Consider the following 15,492-nt stretch of genomic DNA (forward strand, 5'->3'; position numbering starts at 1 on the left):
TCCTAATAGGTTAGCACCTTCCTGAGGGCGGCCAGAACCCTTCTGGCGTTGGGCCGGTAAAGGTGCTCAATGGCGCTAAAAGGAGGGTAGGGGGCGTCGTACCCCGCCACCCGCAGGACGGGGGCCTGGAGGTGGTCTATGGCCCCCTCGGCGATGCGGGCGGCGATCTCCGCCCCAAAGCCCCCGGTGCGCATGGCCTCGTAGACCACGATGGCCCGGCCCGTAGCCCTCACCGCCTCCAAGAGGGTGTCCTCGTCCAGGGGGACCAAGGTCTCCAGGTCCACCACGGTGACCTCCACCCCCTCCCTTTGGGCCACCTCCGCCGCCTCCAGCATCACCTCCACCATCCCCCCGTAGCCGATGAGGGTGGCCGCCTTCCCCTCCCGCACCACCCGGGCCTTCCCCAAGGGCAGGGTGTAGTACCCCTCGGGCACCTCGGCCCTGGCCCCCCGGTAGAGCTTGATGGCCTCCAGGAAGAAGACCGGGTCCTCGTCCTCTATGGCGGAAAGGAGAAGCCCCTTGGCCCTTTCCGGGCTTGCGGGGATCACCACCTTGACCCCCGGGGTGTGGCAGAGGAAGGCCTCGGGGGAGTCCGCGTGCTGCTCGGGGGTGTGGACGCCCCCGCCGTAGGGAGCCCGCACCACCACGGGCAGGCCCACCCGGCCCCTGCTGCGGTGCCGCCAGCGCCCCAGGTGGGAGAGGATCTGGTCCAGGGCGGGGTACAAGAACCCCGCGAACTGGATCTCGGCCACGGGACGCATCCCCCCCATGGCCAGGCCGATGGCCAGGCCCAGGATGCCGCTTTCCGCCAGGGGGGTGTCAAAGACCCTGCTCTCCCCGTGCTTGGCCTGAAGGCCCTCCGTGACCCGGAAGACCCCCCCAAGCCTCCCCACGTCCTCCCCGAAGACCAGGACCCTCTCGTCCCGGGCTAGGGCCAGGTCCAGGGCCTCGTTGATGGCTTGGACCAGGTTGAGGACCCGCGTCCTTTCCCTCACCATGCCTCCTCCACGTGGAGGCCCCGCCTCAAGGCCTCGTGGGCCCGCCTCTGGTCGGGGCCCATCTCCTTGTACACGTGCTCCACGATCTCCTCAGGCCGGGGCTCGGGGGCCTGGTCCGCCAGGGCGAGCTCCCTTTGGAACTCCTCCTCCAGCTCCTCTAGAAGGCCCCTCTCCCGCTCCTCGTCCCAGAGGCCCCGTTCCTCCAGGGCCTTCCGCAGGCGCAGGATGGGGTCCTTCTTCCGCCAGGCCTCCTCCTCCTCCCGGGTGCGGTAGCGGCTGGGGTCGTCGGAGGTGGTGTGGGGGGCCAGGCGGTAGGTGAGGGCCTCGAGGAGGGTGGGCCCCTCCCCCCGCCTCGCCCTTTCCACCGCCTTCTTGGCCTCCAGGTAGACGGCGAAGGCGTCGTTCCCGTCCACCACCACCCCAGGCATCCCGTACCCCTCGGCCCTCCTGGCGATGTAGTCCACCCGCATCTGCCGGGAGCGGGGAACGCTGATGGCGTAGCCGTTGTTCTGCACCAGGAAGACCACGGGGGCACTAAAGACTGCGGCGAAGTTCAGCCCCTCGTGGAAGTCCCCCTCGCTGGTCCCCCCGTCCCCGATGGAGACGGCCACCACCCAGTCTTCCCCCCTATACCGCCCCGCCAGGGCCAGGCCCACCGCCTGGGGGATCTGGGTGGCGATGGGGATATAGGGGTTCACCCCCCGGAAGCCCTGGGGAAAGCCCCAGCCCGCCGGGTGGGCCCGCCAGTAGAGGAGGAGGACGTGGATGGGAAGGCCCTTGGCGAGGAGCAGGGCGCTTTCCCGGTAGGAGGGCACCACAAAGTCCCCTTCCCCTAGGGCCAGGGCCACGCCCACCTGGGCCGCCTCCTGGCCCATGAAGGGGGGGTAGACCCCAAGCCGCCCCTGGCGCTGGAGGGTGACGGCCTTCTCGTCAAAGAACCGGGCCCGGCGCATGGCCCGGTAGAGCCTCAGGGCCTCCCCCTCCTCCAGGGGAAACTCGCCCCTTTCCAAGTAGGCCACAGGCTTTAGCTTCACGCCAGGGAGTTTACCACAGGGGCCAGGCGCTCGAGGGCGAGGGAGAGCTCCTCCTCGGTCTTGCAGAAGGCGAAGCGGAAAAGCCCCTCCGGAGGGTCTTCCAGGTAGAAGGCCGAGGCGGGGATCAGGGCCACCCGGGCCCTTTCCACCAGGCGAAAGGCATCCCACCCCGGAAGCCCCGCCATGAGGAAGTAGGTGCCCTGGGGCACGTAAACCCTGAGCCCCAGGGCCCTAAGCCCCCCGGCCAGGAGGTCCCGCCTTTTCCGGTAGCCCTCCCTCAAGGCCTGGTAGAAGCCCTCCCGCCTCGCCACCCTCAGGGCCTCCGCTACCCCGGCCTGGAGGGGGCTGGGGGCGGAGAAGCTCGTCCACTGGCGCATCCCCGCGAGGGTGGGCATGAAGTCCTTGGGCCCCACGATCCAGCCCACCCGGTAGCCCGTGGCCTCCAGGCGCTTCCCCGCGCTCCCCACGGTGAAGGTGCGCTCGGGGGCGAACTCCCTAAGCCGCCTTGGCCTTTCCCCATAGTAGAGCTCGTCGTAGACCTCGTCGGAGACCAGGAAGAGGTCGTGCCTCCTGGCTAGCGCGGCCATGGCCATGAGCTCCCTTTCCCCGAAGACCAACCCCGTGGGGTTCATGGGGGTGTTGAGGAGAAGGAGGCGGGTCCTGGGGGAGATGGCCCTTTCCAGGGCCTCGAGGTCCAAGGAGAAGCCCTCCTCGGTTAGGGCGAGGCGCACCAGGCGGGCCCGGGCCCCCGCCAGGAAGGCATCCGGCAGGTAGACGTCAAAGAAGGGCTCCAGGACCACCACCTCGTCCCCAGGGCCCACGAGGCTTTGCAGGAGGACGTAGATGGCCTCCGTGGCCCCGGAGGTGACCACCACGCCCTCGGGCTCCACGCCAAACTCCTCCGCCAAGGCCTCCCTTAAGGCGGGAAGCCCCGCCGGGGGGGCGTACTGGTCGTAGCGGCCCACCGCCCGGCGCACGGCCTCGAGGAGGAAGGGAGGGGGAGGGCTACTGGGAAACCCCTGGCCCAGGTTCACGGCCCCCAGGCGCTGGGCCAGGGCGCTCATCTTGGGGAAGATGCTCTCTTTGGCGGCCTCGGTGCGGGGATGGAGGCGCATGGGGATAGGGTAGCGCAACTTTATGCCTGGGGGGAGGGGTCCTTGAAGAGGCGGAGGAAGAGGCTTTCCAGGCTGGGCGTCCCCTGGGAGACCTCGAGGGCCTCCACAGGAAGCCTTGCCAGGGCCTCCCTCAGGGCTTCCCAGGGCCCCAGAAAGAAGAGACGGTCCGGGGCCTCAACCAGCCACTCCGGCCCCAAGGCCCCCGCCAGGGCCTCCGCCTTGGGCTCGGCAATGCGCACCCGGTACCCCTCCCCGGCCCACTCCCGGAGGAGGGACCGGGTGGGGCCCTCCCGCAGCACCTCCCCCCGGTGGAGGAAGGCCACCCGGTCGCTCACCCGCTCCACGCTCTCCAGGTCGTGGGAGGTGAGGAGGATCCCCCACCCCTCCCCCTTCAGGTCCAGGAGGATGGCCTCCAGCTCCTTGCGGCTCACGGGGTCCAGACCCAGCGTGGGCTCGTCCAGGAGGAGGAAGCGGGGGTTGAGGGCGAGGGCCAGGGCCAGGGCGGCCTTCTGCTGCATCCCCCGGGAGAGGGAGGCCAGGGGGGCGTGGAGGCGGTCCCTGAGGCCGAAGCGCTCCAACCAGGCCTCAAACCGGGGCCGCACCTCCCTGGGGGAAAGCCCCCGGATGCCCCCGAAGTAGAGGGCGTTGGTGAGGAGGGAGAGGTTCACGTAGAGGTTGCGGCTTCCCTCCAGGAGGACGCCGAACTCGTAGCCCTGGGGCCGCTTCCGCCTTTCCCCTTCCACCAGGACCACCTCCCCCCCATCGGGGAGGAGGAGGCCGAGGACGATCTTGATGAGGGTGGTCTTGCCTGCCCCGTTGGGCCCGAGGAGACCCAGGATCTCCCCAGCGCCAAGCTCCAGGCTCACCCCCTTCAGGGCCTCCAGCTTTCCGAAGCGCTTGTGAATGTTTTGCACTAAAAGCCGCATCAGTACCTCCCCAAAAGACCCCTTCGCCGCACCACAGCGTAGGTCCAGGCCATGGCGAGAAAGCCCAGGACCAGGAATAGGAAAGCCTGGAGGGCGGCTAGGCCCACCAGGGCTAAGGACAGTCCCTCCCCCGTAAGGCCGATCCGGAGGAGGTAGGCCCCCGGGGCGAAGGGCAGGGGGACCATCCAGGGCTCAAACCGGACCAGGGAGAAGAAGTAGGGCAGGAAGAGGAACCGAACTATGGTGAAGAAACTATCCACCTCCTTGAAGTAGAGGGCCAGGGCCCCCATACCGAGGGCGAAGCCCAAGGCGGCGAGGTACAGGGGCAAAAGCCCCAGGGGCCACCAGGGGGCGGGGGCGAGCCGCACCCCTAGGAGAAGAGCGAGAGGGAGGAGGATAAGGAGGCCGGTGGCGATGCCCGTAAGACCCCGCACGAAGGAGCGCAGGAGGAGCTGCCAAAGGAGCCCTCCCCGGGCTAGGCCCAGGTGCTCCAGGGTGCCTCGGGCGGCCTCGGACTGCACGCTGTACGCCACGGACTGAAAGGTGCCCACCACCAGGTTGAAGGCGGCGAAGAGGAGGAGTAAGGGGCCCACATCCAGGCCCAGGCTCGCCAGGCCTTCAGGGGTCAGGTTCTCCAGGCCAAGGACCATGGAATAGAAGAAGAGAACCGAGGCCAAGAGCCCCGCTACCAGTTCAAACCAGTAGCGCTTGGTCAGGATCCACTCCAGGAGAAGCTCGCTCCAAAGTTGCCAGAGCATCACGCCTCCTAGAACCTACCCAATATACCCCGCCTACGGACCAGGCGGTACATGTAGACCATGGCGAGAAGCCCGGCGGCGAGCAAGAAAAGACCCTGAAAAAGGGCCAGGAGGAAAATGCCCCGGTCAAACTCCCCGCCCGTGAGCCCAAGCCGCACCAGGTGGGCTCCCGGGGCAAAGGGGAGGTAGGCCATGTAGGGCTGCCAGTGGATGAAGGAAAGGAAGTAAGGGATGAGGGTGAACTGGATGAGGGTGAACAGGCTGTTGATTTCCCTGAAGTAGAGGGTGAGGGCTCCCATGAGGAGGGAAATCCCTATCGCCGCCAGCAAGACCGCGCCCACCCCAAGAGGCCACCAGGAGGTGACTTTTAGGGTAACCCCCGTCAGGGCCAGGAGGATCAGGAGAACCAATAGAGTTTGTCCCAGGATGACGGTACCGTGGGCTAGGAGCCTCATGAAGAGCTGGTACAGCAGGCCTCTCCGGGCTAGGGCCATGTGCTCCAAGGTGCCTTGGAGTGCATCGGTGCGTATGAAGTGGTAAACGGAAACGTAGAAGCCTAAGGTCAGCTGGAGTACCGCATAAATCAACACCAGGGAGGAGGTTCCCGGCAGGTTTTCACCGGGCACCAGATTCCGGACGGCCACCAGAATGGCGTAGAAGTACACCAGGTCCACGAAGGTGCCGACCAGGTTGTTGAACCAATACCGCCTTAGAATCTGGGCCGCAAAGATAAACTCCGCTTGGAGTTGGGTGAGACCGATTTTCATTTTGCTAACCATAGCTCTACACAAACGGATTCGTAGGAACATAGGGGCCGGAGCCATTTGAATCCGGCCCCAAGGTTGCTCAGCTGAGCAGCCCTAACCCTTGCCGTTTACTTGACCCCATTCTCGCCGCAATTCTTCCCGCAGATGAAAGGGAGTTGAAGGCGAGCTTCTCGCCCGTAGGCAGGGTGTGGAAGTGGTTGAAGCGGCTCGGCTTATAGGTCACCCCTCCCTGGGTTAGCGCTGCGGCGGGTTCCTGAAGGTTCACCGTAGGCAACTGCAGCATCTCCTCTTGCATGCTCTTTCACCTCTCTTGACCACCTTCAGGCTGACCTTAGGGTAGCAAGGGGAAGGTAACGCCCACGTAACTCAGGAAGCTCTCATAAAGGCTCCTTGGCGTTACGCGGAGGTTATGTAGGCCCAGGGAGCCTCCAAACACACGGTTCCTAGGGCTTCTCCTCGCCCTCCTCGAGGGCTCTTGGGTCCTTCCCCAGTGCCTCACCCCCCACTGCCCGCCCCCGGGGCTTGGGCTCTAAGCGCCACTTCGGCTTTGCAACATGATGCCCAAGCCGGGGCTGCGGGAAGGCTTTTGGGGGCCCCCACCGCGGCCAAAGCCGCGGTGGGTTAGCTCAGAAGAACCTCCCAGGAACCCCTTTCCGGGGCCCCCATGCTGGCTTGGGCCAGCATGGGGTGGTGTTAGAGGCCCCACTCCCCCCTGAGCCTTTCCGCCCGGGCCTGGGCGATGGGAAGGCGGGGGTCCTGGGGCGGGAGCCTCTCCAGGAGGGCCTCCCAGACCTCCAGGTCCTCCCCCAGGCGCTCCGCCAGGAGGAAGAGGGCGTCCGGGTCCTTGGAGGCCAGCACCGCTTGCCTCAGGGCCTCCTCCAGCTCCAGGCGGAGGGCCTCCACCCCGGGGGCCTGGCTTTGGGGCAGGAGGGGGCCCTGGTAGCGGGCGAGGGCTCCCCTCAGGTCCCCCTGGCGGAGGGCTTCCCATACCTCCAGGAAGTCCGCCGCAAGGGCCTGGGCCAGGCGGTAGGGGCGGCTTTCCACGGCAAGCCCCCGCCGCCTCAGGCGCAGGACCTCCATGCGAAGGGCGGGCCCGTTGGCCTCTCCGTAGAGGGCCTGGGCCAGCTCCTCCCCCTTCCAGCCTTCCCTCCGGGCTAGGAGAAGGACCAGGAGCTCCGCTTGGCGTAGGGGGAGGGGCTCGCCCCCAAGCCTCGGCTCCCCCAGGGCCCGGAAGTGGGCCGAAGGGGTTGCGGGCCAGAGAAACTCCTGTCCCCGCTTGGAGAGCTCTCCCAGGAGGGGATGGGGCCTCCCCAGGAAGAGGAGGCCCCGCATGGCCTCCTCCGCTGCCTCCTCTAGGAGGAGGGGGAGGGCCCCAGCCACTCCTTCCCCGTCCCCCCGGTAAAGCCCCTGGGCCAGGGCGAGGAGGGCCTGGGTGAAGGGCTCTTTGGCCCAGGGCCTCGCCGCCTGGAGAAAGGGGAGGGCTTCCTTCCCAAGGAAGCGCACCCCGGCAGGGGCGAGGTAGGGAAGGGCGGGAAGAGGGGCCTCCTCCAGGACCTTCCGCAGGTAGGCCCGGGCGGTGGGCTCCTCCCCCTGGAGAAGGCGAAGGTGGGCCATGAGGAGGCAGGCGTAGAGCCCCACGCCTCCCCTCGCGCTTCTCCCCAGGCTCAGAGGCTCCACCTGGCGGAGGAGGTCGGGGAGGGAAGGCTCCTCCGCCGCGAGAAGGGCCAGCCAGGCCCACTCCAGGAGGGCGGAGGGGGTGAACCCCCGGGCATGGGCTAAGGCGGCGTAGTCCAAGGCCTCCCACAGGCGGCCGAGCCGCCTCAGGGTGCGGGCCAGGGCCAGGGCGAGGCGGCCCTGGGCCCGGGGGTCCTCGGTGCGCCGAAGGGCCTCCTCCAGGGCCAGCGCACCCTCCCTTGGGGGCAGGGCCAGGCCCAGGTGGTAGAGGGTGAGGGGAGTCTGGGCCCTCCGGGCGCCCTCGAGGGCCAGGGCACGGTAGGCCCCGAGGTTTCCCCGCCTCGCCTCCACGAAGCCGAGAAGGGCGAGGCGCTCCGCCTCCAAAGGGCCCTCCTGGGGAACAAGGAGAAAGGCCAGGGCCTCCTGGTCCCTCCCCTCCTCCAAGAGGCGGAGGGCGGGGGCCAGGGGGTTCCCCGGAAGCTCCCGGGCCACGGGGCCATTTTAAGTACCCCACCGCGGCTTTCGCCGCGGCGAGGCCCCTAAAGAGCCTCCTCCTGGTCCTGTTTCGGGTATCCCGTATTGCGAAGCCCCTGTGTGGGGGCTGAACGCCACCTGCCATATAGGGTGTACAGTGAAGACATGGAGAAGACCACCCTCTACCTTCCCCCAGAGCTTCACCGAGCCCTAAGGGAAGCCGCGCGGCGGGAGGGCAAAAGCCAGGCGGATCTCATCCGGGAGGCCCTAGCGGCCTACCTCGCCCAGCGCCAAAGGCCCCCCTTTCGCTCCTTGGGCGCAGGCGAGGACGAGGAACTCTCCGGCCGCACCTCTGAGGCTTGGCTGGAAAGGGCCTGGTCTGAGCGATGATCACCTGGGGCTCAGGGCCTTGGAGGCCTTCCTTCAAGACCTCGAGGCCAGGGCCTTCTCCCTGGAGTGCGGGGAAGAGGACCTGCCGCGCGTTAGGGAGCTGGTGGCCCGGTACCAGGACCTCCCCCTGGGCTTCGCCGACGCTGCGGTCATCGCCGTGGCCGAGCGGAGCGGCGGCCTAGTCCTCAGCCTGGACCGCCACTTTCACGTGGTGGCCCAGGAGGGTACCCTCCGCGTCCTTCCCTAGCCCGCGATCCGGAGGAGGGCGAGGAAGCTTTCAAGCTCCAGGCTCGCCCCGCCCACAAGCCCCCCGTCCACGTTGGGCATGGAAAGGAGGTGGGGGAAGTTCTTGGGGTTCACGCTCCCCCCGTAGAGGATGCGGACCCTTTGGGCGAAGGCCTCCCCATACCGTTCCGAGAGGGCCTTGCGGATGGCCTGGTGCATCTCCTCGGCATCCTCCGGGGTGGCGTTTTTCCCGGTGCCAATGGCCCAGACGGGCTCGTAGGCGATGACCAAGCGCTCAGGGGCGTTAGGCTCCACGCCCTCCAGGCTTCCCAGGAGCTGGGCCAGGGTGTAGGGCACCGCCTCCCCCCTCTCCCGGACCTCGAGGGGCTCCCCCACGCAGAGGATGGGGGTAAGGCCCTCTTCCAGAAGCCTCTTGGCCTTCTCCGCCACCAGGGCGTCCGTCTCCCCGTGGTAGCGCCTCCTTTCCGAGTGGCCCACGATGGCGTAGCGGCAACCGAGGTCGGAAAGCATCCGGGCCGAGACCTCCCCCGTGTAGGCCCCCTCCTTGTGGGCGGAGACGTCCTGGGCCCCGTAGGCGACCTGGGTGCCCGAGAGGACCTCCTTGGCCACGGGGAGCATGGGGTAGGCGGGGAGCACCGCCGCCTCCGACTGCAGGGGGGGAAGGAGCCTTTTGAGCTCCGCCAGCCAGACCCGGGCCTCCGAGGGAACCTTGTGCATCTTCCAGTTTCCTGCTACCAGCACGCGGCGCATGGGGGATAAAAGGAAGGGCCCCAACCCCAAAGGGGCAGGGGCCAAGGAAACCTACTCCAGGACCTCAATCCCGGGAAGCGTGCCCTTCTCCAGATACTCCAGGCTGGCCCCGCCCCCGGTGGACACGTGGCCGAAGCGGTCCTTGAGCCCTAGGCGGTTCACCGCCGCCACGGAGTCCCCGCCCCCCACCACGGTGAAGGCCCCCGTGAGCTCCGCCAGGGCCCGGCCCACGGCCAGGGTCCCCTCGTCAAAGGGAGGCACCTCAAAAACCCCCATGGGGCCGTTCCAGAAGGCGGTGCGCACGCCCTTTAGGGCCTCGGCGAAGGCCTCCCGGGTCCTTGGCCCGATGTCCAGGCCCATGTAGGGGATGGGGATGGCGTCCGCCGGGAAGACCTGCGTGGGCACACCGGGCTCTATCCTCTCCGCTGCCACCACATCTACGGGGAGGTAGACCCTGACCCCCAGGGCCTCGGCCCGGGCCAGGAGGTCCTTGGCCAGGCCCAGGCGGTCCTCCTCCACCAGGCTTTTGCCCACCTCACCCCCCAGGGCCTTGATGAAGGTGAAGGCCATGGCCCCGCCGATGAGGAGGCGGTCCACCTTGGGGAGGAGGCTCTCCAGCACCCCGATCTTGTCGGAGACCTTGGCTCCACCGAGGACCACGGCGTAGGGCTTTTCCGGGTCGTGAAGGAGGCGGGAGAGGGCCTTCACCTCCTTCTCCATGAGGAAGCCCGCGTAGGCGGGGAGGAGCCTCGCCACCCCCACCACGCTGGCGTGGGCCCGGTGGGCGCTCCCGAAGGCGTCCAGGACGAAGGCCTCCCCCAGGCGGGCATACCGCTTTGCCAGCTCGGGATCGTCCTTCTCCTCCCCGGGCTCAAAGCGCACGTTCTCCAGAAGGGCCACCTCCCCTGGAGCTAGGCCCTCCACCGCCTTGTAGGCCTCCTCGGAGCTAGGGCTAGAGGGCACGAAGCGGACCCCGGGGAGGTGCTTGGCCAGGGCCTCGGCCACAGGCTTGAGGGAGTGCTTGGGGTCAGGCCCCTTGGGGCGGCCCAGGTGGGAGAGGAGGACCAAGGAGGCCCCCCCATCCAGGAGGTGGCGCAGGGTGGGAAGGCTTTCTTGGATCCTGGTCTCATCTTGGACCACGCCCTCCTGGATGGGGACGTTGTAGTCCACCCGCACCAGGACCCGCTTTTCCTTGGGGTCCAGGTCCCGTAGGGTGCGCATTTAGACCCCCTTCTTCAGGACTAGCTCCACCAGGTCCGCCACCCGGCAGGAATAGCCCCACTCGTTGTCGTACCAGGCGAAGACCTTGACCATGTTGCCCAAGGCCTTGGTGAGCTTGCCGTCCACGATGGAGGAATGGGGGTCCATGACGATGTCTTGGAGGACGATCTCGTCCTCGGTGTAGGCCAGGATACCCTTTAGAGGCCCTTCGGCGGCGGCCCTAAGGGCGGCGTTCACTTCCTCTGCGGTCACCTCCCGCTTGAGGAGGGCGGTGATGTCGGAGATGCTCCCCGTGGCCGTAGGCACGCGGAGGGCCGTGCCGTCAAAGCGGCCCTTGAGGGAGGGGAGGACCAAAGCCGTGGCCTTGGCCGCCCCGGTGGTGGTGGGGATGATGTTGATGGCGGCGGCCCGGGCCCGGCGCAGGTCCTTGTGGGGCAGGTCCAGGACCCGCTGGTCGTTGGTGTAGGAGTGCACGGTGGTCATGAGGGCCCTCTCCACCCCGAAGGCCTCCTCGAGGACCTTCATCACGGGGGCCAGGGAGTTGGTGGTGCAGGAGGCGTTGGAGAGGATGCGGTGCCTTTCGGGTTCGTAGGCCTCGTGGTTCACCCCCATGACGACGGTGAGGTCCTCCCCCTTGGCGGGGGCGGTGATGAGGACCTTTCTGGCCCCGGCCTCGAGGTGGGCCTTCGCCTTTTCGGCGTCGGTGAAGACCCCGGTAGACTCGATGACCACGCCCACCCCCATCTCGGCCCAAGGGATCTCCTTGGGGTCTTTGATGGCCGTGGCCCGGACGGCCTTCCCGTCCACGTAAAGGTTCTGCTCATCGTAGGTCACTTCCCCGGGGAAGCGCCCGTAGATGGAATCGTACTTGAGGAGGTGGGCCAGGGTCTTGTTGTCGGTGAGGTCGTTGACGAGAGCCACCTCTACGCCCCTTTGGTATAGGATGCGGAAGACCTGACGCCCAATGCGACCGAAGCCGTTGATGCCTACCTTCATCAAACTCTCCTCCTTCTGCCCCGAAAGGGGCCTAGGAAGATTCTACCCCTCCCCACAAACCCTAGGATGAGGACTCTAGCAGCTAGCCCTGAAAGGCTTATCTATCCACCGAAGACCTCGAGGTTGCAGACCTTGTCCGCCCGGCATTCCTCCCCGGCACCCGTCGCACCACACCTTCCAGGGCCCCTAGAGCTTGCCCCGCGCCTTGGGTTCCTGGAGGTGCAGACGCACCGGGGCCCCTCTGGGAAGCCTCTGGGGCCTTATGAGGTGCGGCGGTTGCGCCGGCTAGGGCCGCAGGATTGGCATTATGAGGAGGCGCAAGGTATCCTGTTTTACAAAAGCTTATGGCGCCGTCCGAAGTCCAAAGCCTGCTCCAAGCTTTGGCCCAAGGGAGGAGGCAAGGCATCCTGGCCACCCTGGTTCGGGTCCGGGGCTCCGCCTACCGCAGGGAGGGGGCCAAGATGCTCGTCCTCCCCGACGCCACCACGGTCTGCAGCCTCTCGGGGGGTTGCCTGGAGCCCGACGTGGCCCAAAGGGCCCTGGAGGTGATGGAGACGGGAAGGCCCCTCCGGGTGGCCTACGACCTGGAGGAGGATACGGTCTGGGGGCTCGGCCTGGGGTGCGGGGGGAGCGTGGAGGTCTACCTGGAACCCCTCAGGGACCCCCTCCTCCTGGCCTTCCTGGAGAGCCTCAGAGGGGAGGAGCCAAGCCTCCTGGCCACCGCCCTCTCCGGCGGCGAGGGCCGCCTCCTCTACCGGGAGGGGCGTTGGGAGGGCAGGATGGAGCCCAGGGCGTTGGAAGAGGGGACCAAGGCCCTGGGGGAGGCGCTCCTGGCGGCCCAGACCCCCAGGGCCAAGCTCCTGGAGGTGGCGGGGGCCGAGGTCTTCCTGGACCCCCACGCCCCTCCCCTGGAGCTCGTCCTCTTCGGGGGCGGGCACGACGCCATCCCCCTGGCCCAACTGGCCCGGCGCTACGGCTTCAAGGTCACCGTGGTGGACCCCCGGGCGGCCTACGTCCACGAGGGGAACTTCCCCGGCTGCCGCCTGGTCCTCGCCCACCCCGAGGACCTCCCCGAAGGCCTCCTCGGGCCCCAGAGCTATGCGGTCATCATGAACCACCACCTGGAAAGGGACCGCAAAACCCTGGCCTACGCCCTCCGCTCCCAGGCCCCCTACATCGGGGTCCTGGGACCCCGGGACCGCTTCCAGAGGCTCCAGGAGGCCCTGGAGAAGGAGGGGTTCGCCTTCGGGCCAGAGGCCATGGCCCGCATCCACAACCCCGTGGGGCTGGACATCGGGGCCGAGGGGCCCGAGGAGATTGCCCTCTCGGTCCTAGGGGAGGTCTTGGCCGTGTCCCGGGGCTACGAAGGGGGGTCCCTCCGGCACCGCCCCGGCAAGATCCACAAGGCGTGAGCCTCCACGGCCTCCTCCTGGCTGCCGGGGGGGCAAGCCGCATGGGGGCCCCCAAGCTCCTCCTCCCCGCCCCCGAGGGCACCCTCCTTCGCCGCATGGCCCTCCTCCTGCGGGAGAGCGTCCCAGGGCAGGTGGCCGTGGTCCTGGGCCACGAGGCCCTTCTCCACCGCCGGGCCCTGGAGGGGGTGAGGAGGGTCCGCCTGGCCCATAGCAGGAACTGGGCCCTGGGCCTCTCCCAAAGCCTCAAGGCCGGGCTCCGGGCCCTCCCCGAGGGGCCGGTCCTGGTCCTCCCCGCCGACCAAGGGGGCGTGGGACCAGGGGAACTGGAAGCCCTCCTCAGGGCCTTTCGCGAACCCGGGGTCCTCTCGGGGCACGGGGGAGTGGCCATGAGCCCCGCCCTCCTGGGGAAGGAGGCCAGGAGGGAGGTCTGGCGGATCCAAGGCGACCAGGGGGCCAAGGGCCTCCTCCTGGCCCTGGGGGCCCGGGTGGTGGAGCTGGGCCCGGGGCCCTGGAGCCTGGACGTGGACACCTGGGAGGCCTACGCCCACCTGGTGCGGGCCCTGGGCTGGACCCTCCCCCACCCTCCCCTCCCCTGGCGCGGCCCCCCCACCCGGCCCTCCTCCGGCGCACCCCCCTCTTCCGCCTGGGGCCCGCCCTCCTCCTCTATGGCCGCCCCGGGGCCTACGCCGGCCCCCTCTTGGCGGAGCGGGACGCCCTCCGCCTCCTCGCCCGGGGGGCGGCCACCCTCCTCAGGGGAGGTCCCTGAGGCGGCGGAGAAAGGCCAAAAGCTCCTCCCCCGTCCCCGCAGGAAAGAGGGCGTCCAGGTAGGGCAGGGCTGCCCGCATCCCACGGGCCAGGGGGGCGTACCCAGGGAGGCCCGCCAGGGGGTTGAGCCAGTAGACCCGGCGCACCCGCCGCCTCAGGGCCCCTAGGGCCCGGGCTACCGCCTCAGGGTCCCCCTGGTCCAGGCCGTCGCTCAGGACGAGGAGGAGGCTCCGCCGGCCAAGCCTCCGCCCCTCGCCCTCCAGAAAGGCCCTGAGGCTCTCCCCGAGCCGCGTCCCCCCGGCGAAGTCCTCGGCCAGGCGGCCAAGCCCAGGGAGGGCCTCCTGGGGGGGCAGGGGGAGGAGGGGGGTGATGCGGGTGAGGCGGGTGCCGAAGGCGAAGGCCTCCAGGGGGAGGCCCCGCCCCTTCAGGGCCTGGAGGAGGAGGAAGAGGGCCCGGGCGTAGGGGGCCATGGAGCCCGAGACGTCCAGGAGGACGTAGTAGCGGTAGGCCTGGCGCCTGGGCCTGAGGAAGCGGGCCTCCAGGATGTCCCCCCCGGTCCTCAAGGCCCGCCGCAGCGTGGCGGGGAGGGATAGCCTCTCCCCCTTGGGAGCCCGGCGCCTCCGCCTCGCCGCAAAGCGGGGGGGCGGGAAGGCCAGGGCGGCGAGCAACCGGGCAAGGAGGAGGGCCTCCCCCGGGGTCAGGCCCTCCAGGGGGCGCCTGAGGAGGCGCTCCAGGGGGCTGTAGGCCCCCTTCAGGACCCCTTCCCCCTCCGCCTCCCCCGAGCCCAGGACGGGAAGGGTTCCCTGGGCCTGGGGCCGGGGAAGGGCCTTGGGCCTGAGGTGGCCGAAGTAGCGGCGGAAGGCCCGGTCAAAGGCGGCGTAGTCCTCCTTGCGCCCCACGAGGAGGGCCCGGGAGGCCAGGTAGAAGGCCTCCCCCTCCCAGGGGACCAGGAGGAGGCCCTGGAGCCAGGCCTGGACCTGGGCCCTCCCCGGGTGGAGGCCCTCGGCGCGGAGGGCCCCCACGAACCCCAGGAGGCCTCGAAGAAGAGGGGTCTCGAGGATACGGGGGTCGGTCATCCGAGGGCCATGAGGAGGTCCCCCAAGGCCCGCCGCACCCTCTCCACGTCCTCCCGGGCCTTGAGGAGGGCCCCGAGGGCGGGGTCCAGGGCCTCAGGGGCCAGGTCCCCCACCCCTAGGGCGAGGAGGGAGGCGGCGAGGTCCAGGGTCTCCGCCACCCCAGGGGGCTTGAGGAGGCCCAGGCCCCGCACCCGCTGCACCAGGGCCACCACCTTGCGGGCCAGGGCCTCGGGGAGCTCGGGGAGCCGGGCCCGCACGATCCTCAGCTCCTTCTCCAGGGAGGGGTAGTCGATCCAGTAGTAGACGCACCGCCGCCTCAGGGCATCGTGGAGCTCCCGGGTGCGGTTGGAGGTGAGGACCACCAGGGGCCGGGCCCTGGCCCTGAGGGTGCCGAGCTCGGGAATGGTGACCTGGAAGTCGGAGAGCACCTCCAGGAGGAAGGCCTCGAAGGCCTCGTCCGTGCGGTCCACCTCGTCGATGAGGAGCACCGCCTCCCCTAGCTCCAGGGCCTCCAGGATGGGCCGCTTCAGGAGGAACTCCTCCCGGTAGACCCCCGCCCGCAGGCGGTCCAGGTCCCGCTCCCCCAAGGACTCCAGGAGGCGGATCTCCAGAAGTTGCCGGGCGTGGTCCCACTCGTAGAGGGCCTGCTCCAGCTCCAGCCCCTCGTAGCACTGGAGGCGCACCAGGGGCACCCCAAGGCCCTTGGACAGGACCCGGGCCACCTCCGTCTTCCCCACCCCGGGCTCCCCCTCCAGGAGGAGGGGCCGCCCCAGGCGCAGGGCCAGGAAGGTGGCGACGGCAAGCCCCTCTTCGGCGATGTACCGCTCCCTCTCCAGGAGGGCGGCCACCGCCGCGGGGCTTTCCAGGGCGAAGGCGGGCTTGGGGTCCAT

The 15,492-nt window shown here is 69.0% G+C and carries 15 protein-coding genes and 1 pseudogene; 4 read left to right on the forward strand and 12 right to left on the reverse strand.

The genetic code is table 11. The features are described 5' to 3' along the window. Positions 1 to 2: 2 nt before the first annotated feature. The 7 genes from ATI37_RS02510 to ATI37_RS02545 form a co-directional block, all read right to left on the reverse strand. Positions 3 to 998, reverse strand: coding sequence for an alpha-ketoacid dehydrogenase subunit beta (locus ATI37_RS02510; RefSeq protein ID WP_117236971.1), 996 nt, complete (start codon positions 996 to 998; stop codon positions 3 to 5). Then, positions 992 to 2,032: a pyruvate dehydrogenase (acetyl-transferring) E1 component subunit alpha gene (pdhA, locus tag ATI37_RS02515; protein ID WP_117236972.1), complete on the reverse strand. Its 1,041-nt coding sequence runs from the start codon at positions 2,030 to 2,032 to the stop codon at positions 992 to 994. The genes ATI37_RS02510 and pdhA overlap by 7 nt, the downstream gene beginning before the upstream one ends. Continuing rightward, positions 2,029 to 3,147 carry a pyridoxal phosphate-dependent aminotransferase gene (locus tag ATI37_RS02520; RefSeq protein WP_117238488.1) on the reverse strand — a complete coding sequence of 373 codons (1,119 nt, stop codon included), beginning with the start codon at positions 3,145 to 3,147 and terminating at the stop codon, positions 2,029 to 2,031. Before ATI37_RS02520 ends, pdhA begins: the two co-directional genes overlap by 4 nt. 20 nt (positions 3,148 to 3,167) lie before the next feature. Then, on the reverse strand, positions 3,168 to 4,073 hold the full coding sequence (locus ATI37_RS02525) for an ABC transporter ATP-binding protein (RefSeq protein ID WP_117236973.1): 906 nt from the start codon (positions 4,071 to 4,073) through the stop codon (positions 3,168 to 3,170). Continuing rightward, a complete protein-coding gene (locus ATI37_RS02530) occupies positions 4,073 to 4,834 on the reverse strand; it encodes an ABC transporter (RefSeq protein ID WP_117236974.1) in 762 nt (253 codons plus the stop codon). The genes ATI37_RS02525 and ATI37_RS02530 overlap by 1 nt, the downstream gene beginning before the upstream one ends. A 5-nt stretch (positions 4,835 to 4,839) precedes the next feature. Then, positions 4,840 to 5,598 carry an ABC transporter gene (locus ATI37_RS11945; RefSeq protein ID WP_117236975.1) on the reverse strand — a complete coding sequence of 253 codons (759 nt, stop codon included), beginning with the start codon at positions 5,596 to 5,598 and terminating at the stop codon, positions 4,840 to 4,842. Between the two features lie 693 nt (positions 5,599 to 6,291). Continuing rightward, entirely contained in the window at positions 6,292 to 7,764 is a 1,473-nt protein-coding gene (locus tag ATI37_RS02545; RefSeq protein ID WP_117236976.1) for a hypothetical protein, read from the reverse strand. Positions 7,765 to 7,911: 147 nt separating this feature from the next. On the opposite strand from ATI37_RS02545, the gene ATI37_RS02550 reads away from it, so the two are divergent. Both ATI37_RS02550 and ATI37_RS02555 read left to right on the forward strand, forming a co-directional pair. Next, complete coding sequence (locus tag ATI37_RS02550) at positions 7,912 to 8,136, forward strand: ribbon-helix-helix domain-containing protein (protein WP_117236977.1); 225 nt, start codon at positions 7,912 to 7,914, stop codon at positions 8,134 to 8,136. 19 nt (positions 8,137 to 8,155) lie between these two features. Beyond that, entirely contained in the window at positions 8,156 to 8,383 is a 228-nt protein-coding gene (locus ATI37_RS02555) for a PIN domain-containing protein (RefSeq protein ID WP_232822424.1), read from the forward strand. Here ATI37_RS02555 and tpiA read toward each other — a convergent pair. Genes tpiA through gap form a run of 3 tightly spaced genes read right to left on the reverse strand, consistent with a single transcriptional unit; the run spans position 8,380 to position 11,349 of the window. After that, positions 8,380 to 9,132 carry a triose-phosphate isomerase gene (gene tpiA, locus ATI37_RS02560; protein ID WP_117238489.1) on the reverse strand — a complete coding sequence of 251 codons (753 nt, stop codon included), beginning with the start codon at positions 9,130 to 9,132 and terminating at the stop codon, positions 8,380 to 8,382. The genes ATI37_RS02555 and tpiA overlap by 4 nt on opposite strands. Positions 9,133 to 9,183: 51 nt before the next feature. Next, positions 9,184 to 10,353: a phosphoglycerate kinase gene (locus ATI37_RS02565; protein WP_117236979.1), complete on the reverse strand. Its 1,170-nt coding sequence runs from the start codon at positions 10,351 to 10,353 to the stop codon at positions 9,184 to 9,186. Continuing rightward, positions 10,354 to 11,349 (reverse strand): type I glyceraldehyde-3-phosphate dehydrogenase, encoded by a 996-nt coding sequence (gene gap, locus ATI37_RS02570; RefSeq protein WP_117236980.1) that lies wholly within the window; start codon positions 11,347 to 11,349, stop codon positions 10,354 to 10,356. Positions 11,350 to 11,693: 344 nt separating this feature from the next. Between gap and ATI37_RS12415 the strand changes: the two genes are divergently transcribed. Further along, positions 11,694 to 12,761, forward strand: coding sequence for an XdhC family protein (locus ATI37_RS12415; RefSeq protein WP_117236981.1), 1,068 nt, complete (start codon positions 11,694 to 11,696; stop codon positions 12,759 to 12,761). Then, positions 12,758 to 13,225 (forward strand): annotated as a pseudogene (locus ATI37_RS12420) (nucleotidyltransferase family protein); the annotation flags it as partial. The gene ATI37_RS12415 and the pseudogene ATI37_RS12420, both read left to right, overlap by 4 nt. A 285-nt stretch (positions 13,226 to 13,510) precedes the next feature. On the opposite strand, the gene ATI37_RS02585 reads toward ATI37_RS12420, so the two are convergent. Further along, positions 13,511 to 14,602 (reverse strand): vWA domain-containing protein, encoded by a 1,092-nt coding sequence (locus ATI37_RS02585; RefSeq protein ID WP_117236983.1) that lies wholly within the window; start codon positions 14,600 to 14,602, stop codon positions 13,511 to 13,513. Beyond that, positions 14,599 to 15,492 (reverse strand): AAA family ATPase, encoded by an 894-nt coding sequence (locus ATI37_RS02590; RefSeq protein WP_117236984.1) that lies wholly within the window; start codon positions 15,490 to 15,492, stop codon positions 14,599 to 14,601. The genes ATI37_RS02585 and ATI37_RS02590 overlap by 4 nt, the downstream gene beginning before the upstream one ends.

Source organism: Thermus sediminis (assembly GCF_003426945.1).
Taxonomy (GTDB): domain Bacteria; phylum Deinococcota; class Deinococci; order Deinococcales; family Thermaceae; genus Thermus; species Thermus sediminis.

Bases quoted from the DNA above. Each gene is read 5' to 3' on its own strand.
- ATI37_RS02525 (WP_117236973.1), bottom strand. From the start codon at position 4,073: ATGCGGCTTTTAGTGCAAAACATTCACAAGCGCTTCGGAAAGCTGGAG.
- ATI37_RS02550 (WP_117236977.1), top strand. From the start codon at position 7,912: ATGGAGAAGACCACCCTCTACCTTCCCCCAGAGCTTCACCGAGCCCTA.
- ATI37_RS02510 (WP_117236971.1), bottom strand. From the start codon at position 998: ATGGTGAGGGAAAGGACGCGGGTCCTCAACCTGGTCCAAGCCATCAAC.
- ATI37_RS11945 (WP_117236975.1), bottom strand. From the start codon at position 5,598: ATGAAAATCGGTCTCACCCAACTCCAAGCGGAGTTTATCTTTGCGGCC.
- tpiA (WP_117238489.1), bottom strand. From the start codon at position 9,132: ATGCGCCGCGTGCTGGTAGCAGGAAACTGGAAGATGCACAAGGTTCCC.
- ATI37_RS02565 (WP_117236979.1), bottom strand. From the start codon at position 10,353: ATGCGCACCCTACGGGACCTGGACCCCAAGGAAAAGCGGGTCCTGGTG.
- ATI37_RS02590 (WP_117236984.1), bottom strand. From the start codon at position 15,492: ATGGACCCCAAGCCCGCCTTCGCCCTGGAAAGCCCCGCGGCGGTGGCC.
- gap (WP_117236980.1), bottom strand. From the start codon at position 11,349: ATGAAGGTAGGCATCAACGGCTTCGGTCGCATTGGGCGTCAGGTCTTC.
- ATI37_RS02585 (WP_117236983.1), bottom strand. From the start codon at position 14,602: ATGACCGACCCCCGTATCCTCGAGACCCCTCTTCTTCGAGGCCTCCTG.
- ATI37_RS12415 (WP_117236981.1), top strand. From the start codon at position 11,694: ATGGCGCCGTCCGAAGTCCAAAGCCTGCTCCAAGCTTTGGCCCAAGGG.
- ATI37_RS02520 (WP_117238488.1), bottom strand. From the start codon at position 3,147: ATGCGCCTCCATCCCCGCACCGAGGCCGCCAAAGAGAGCATCTTCCCC.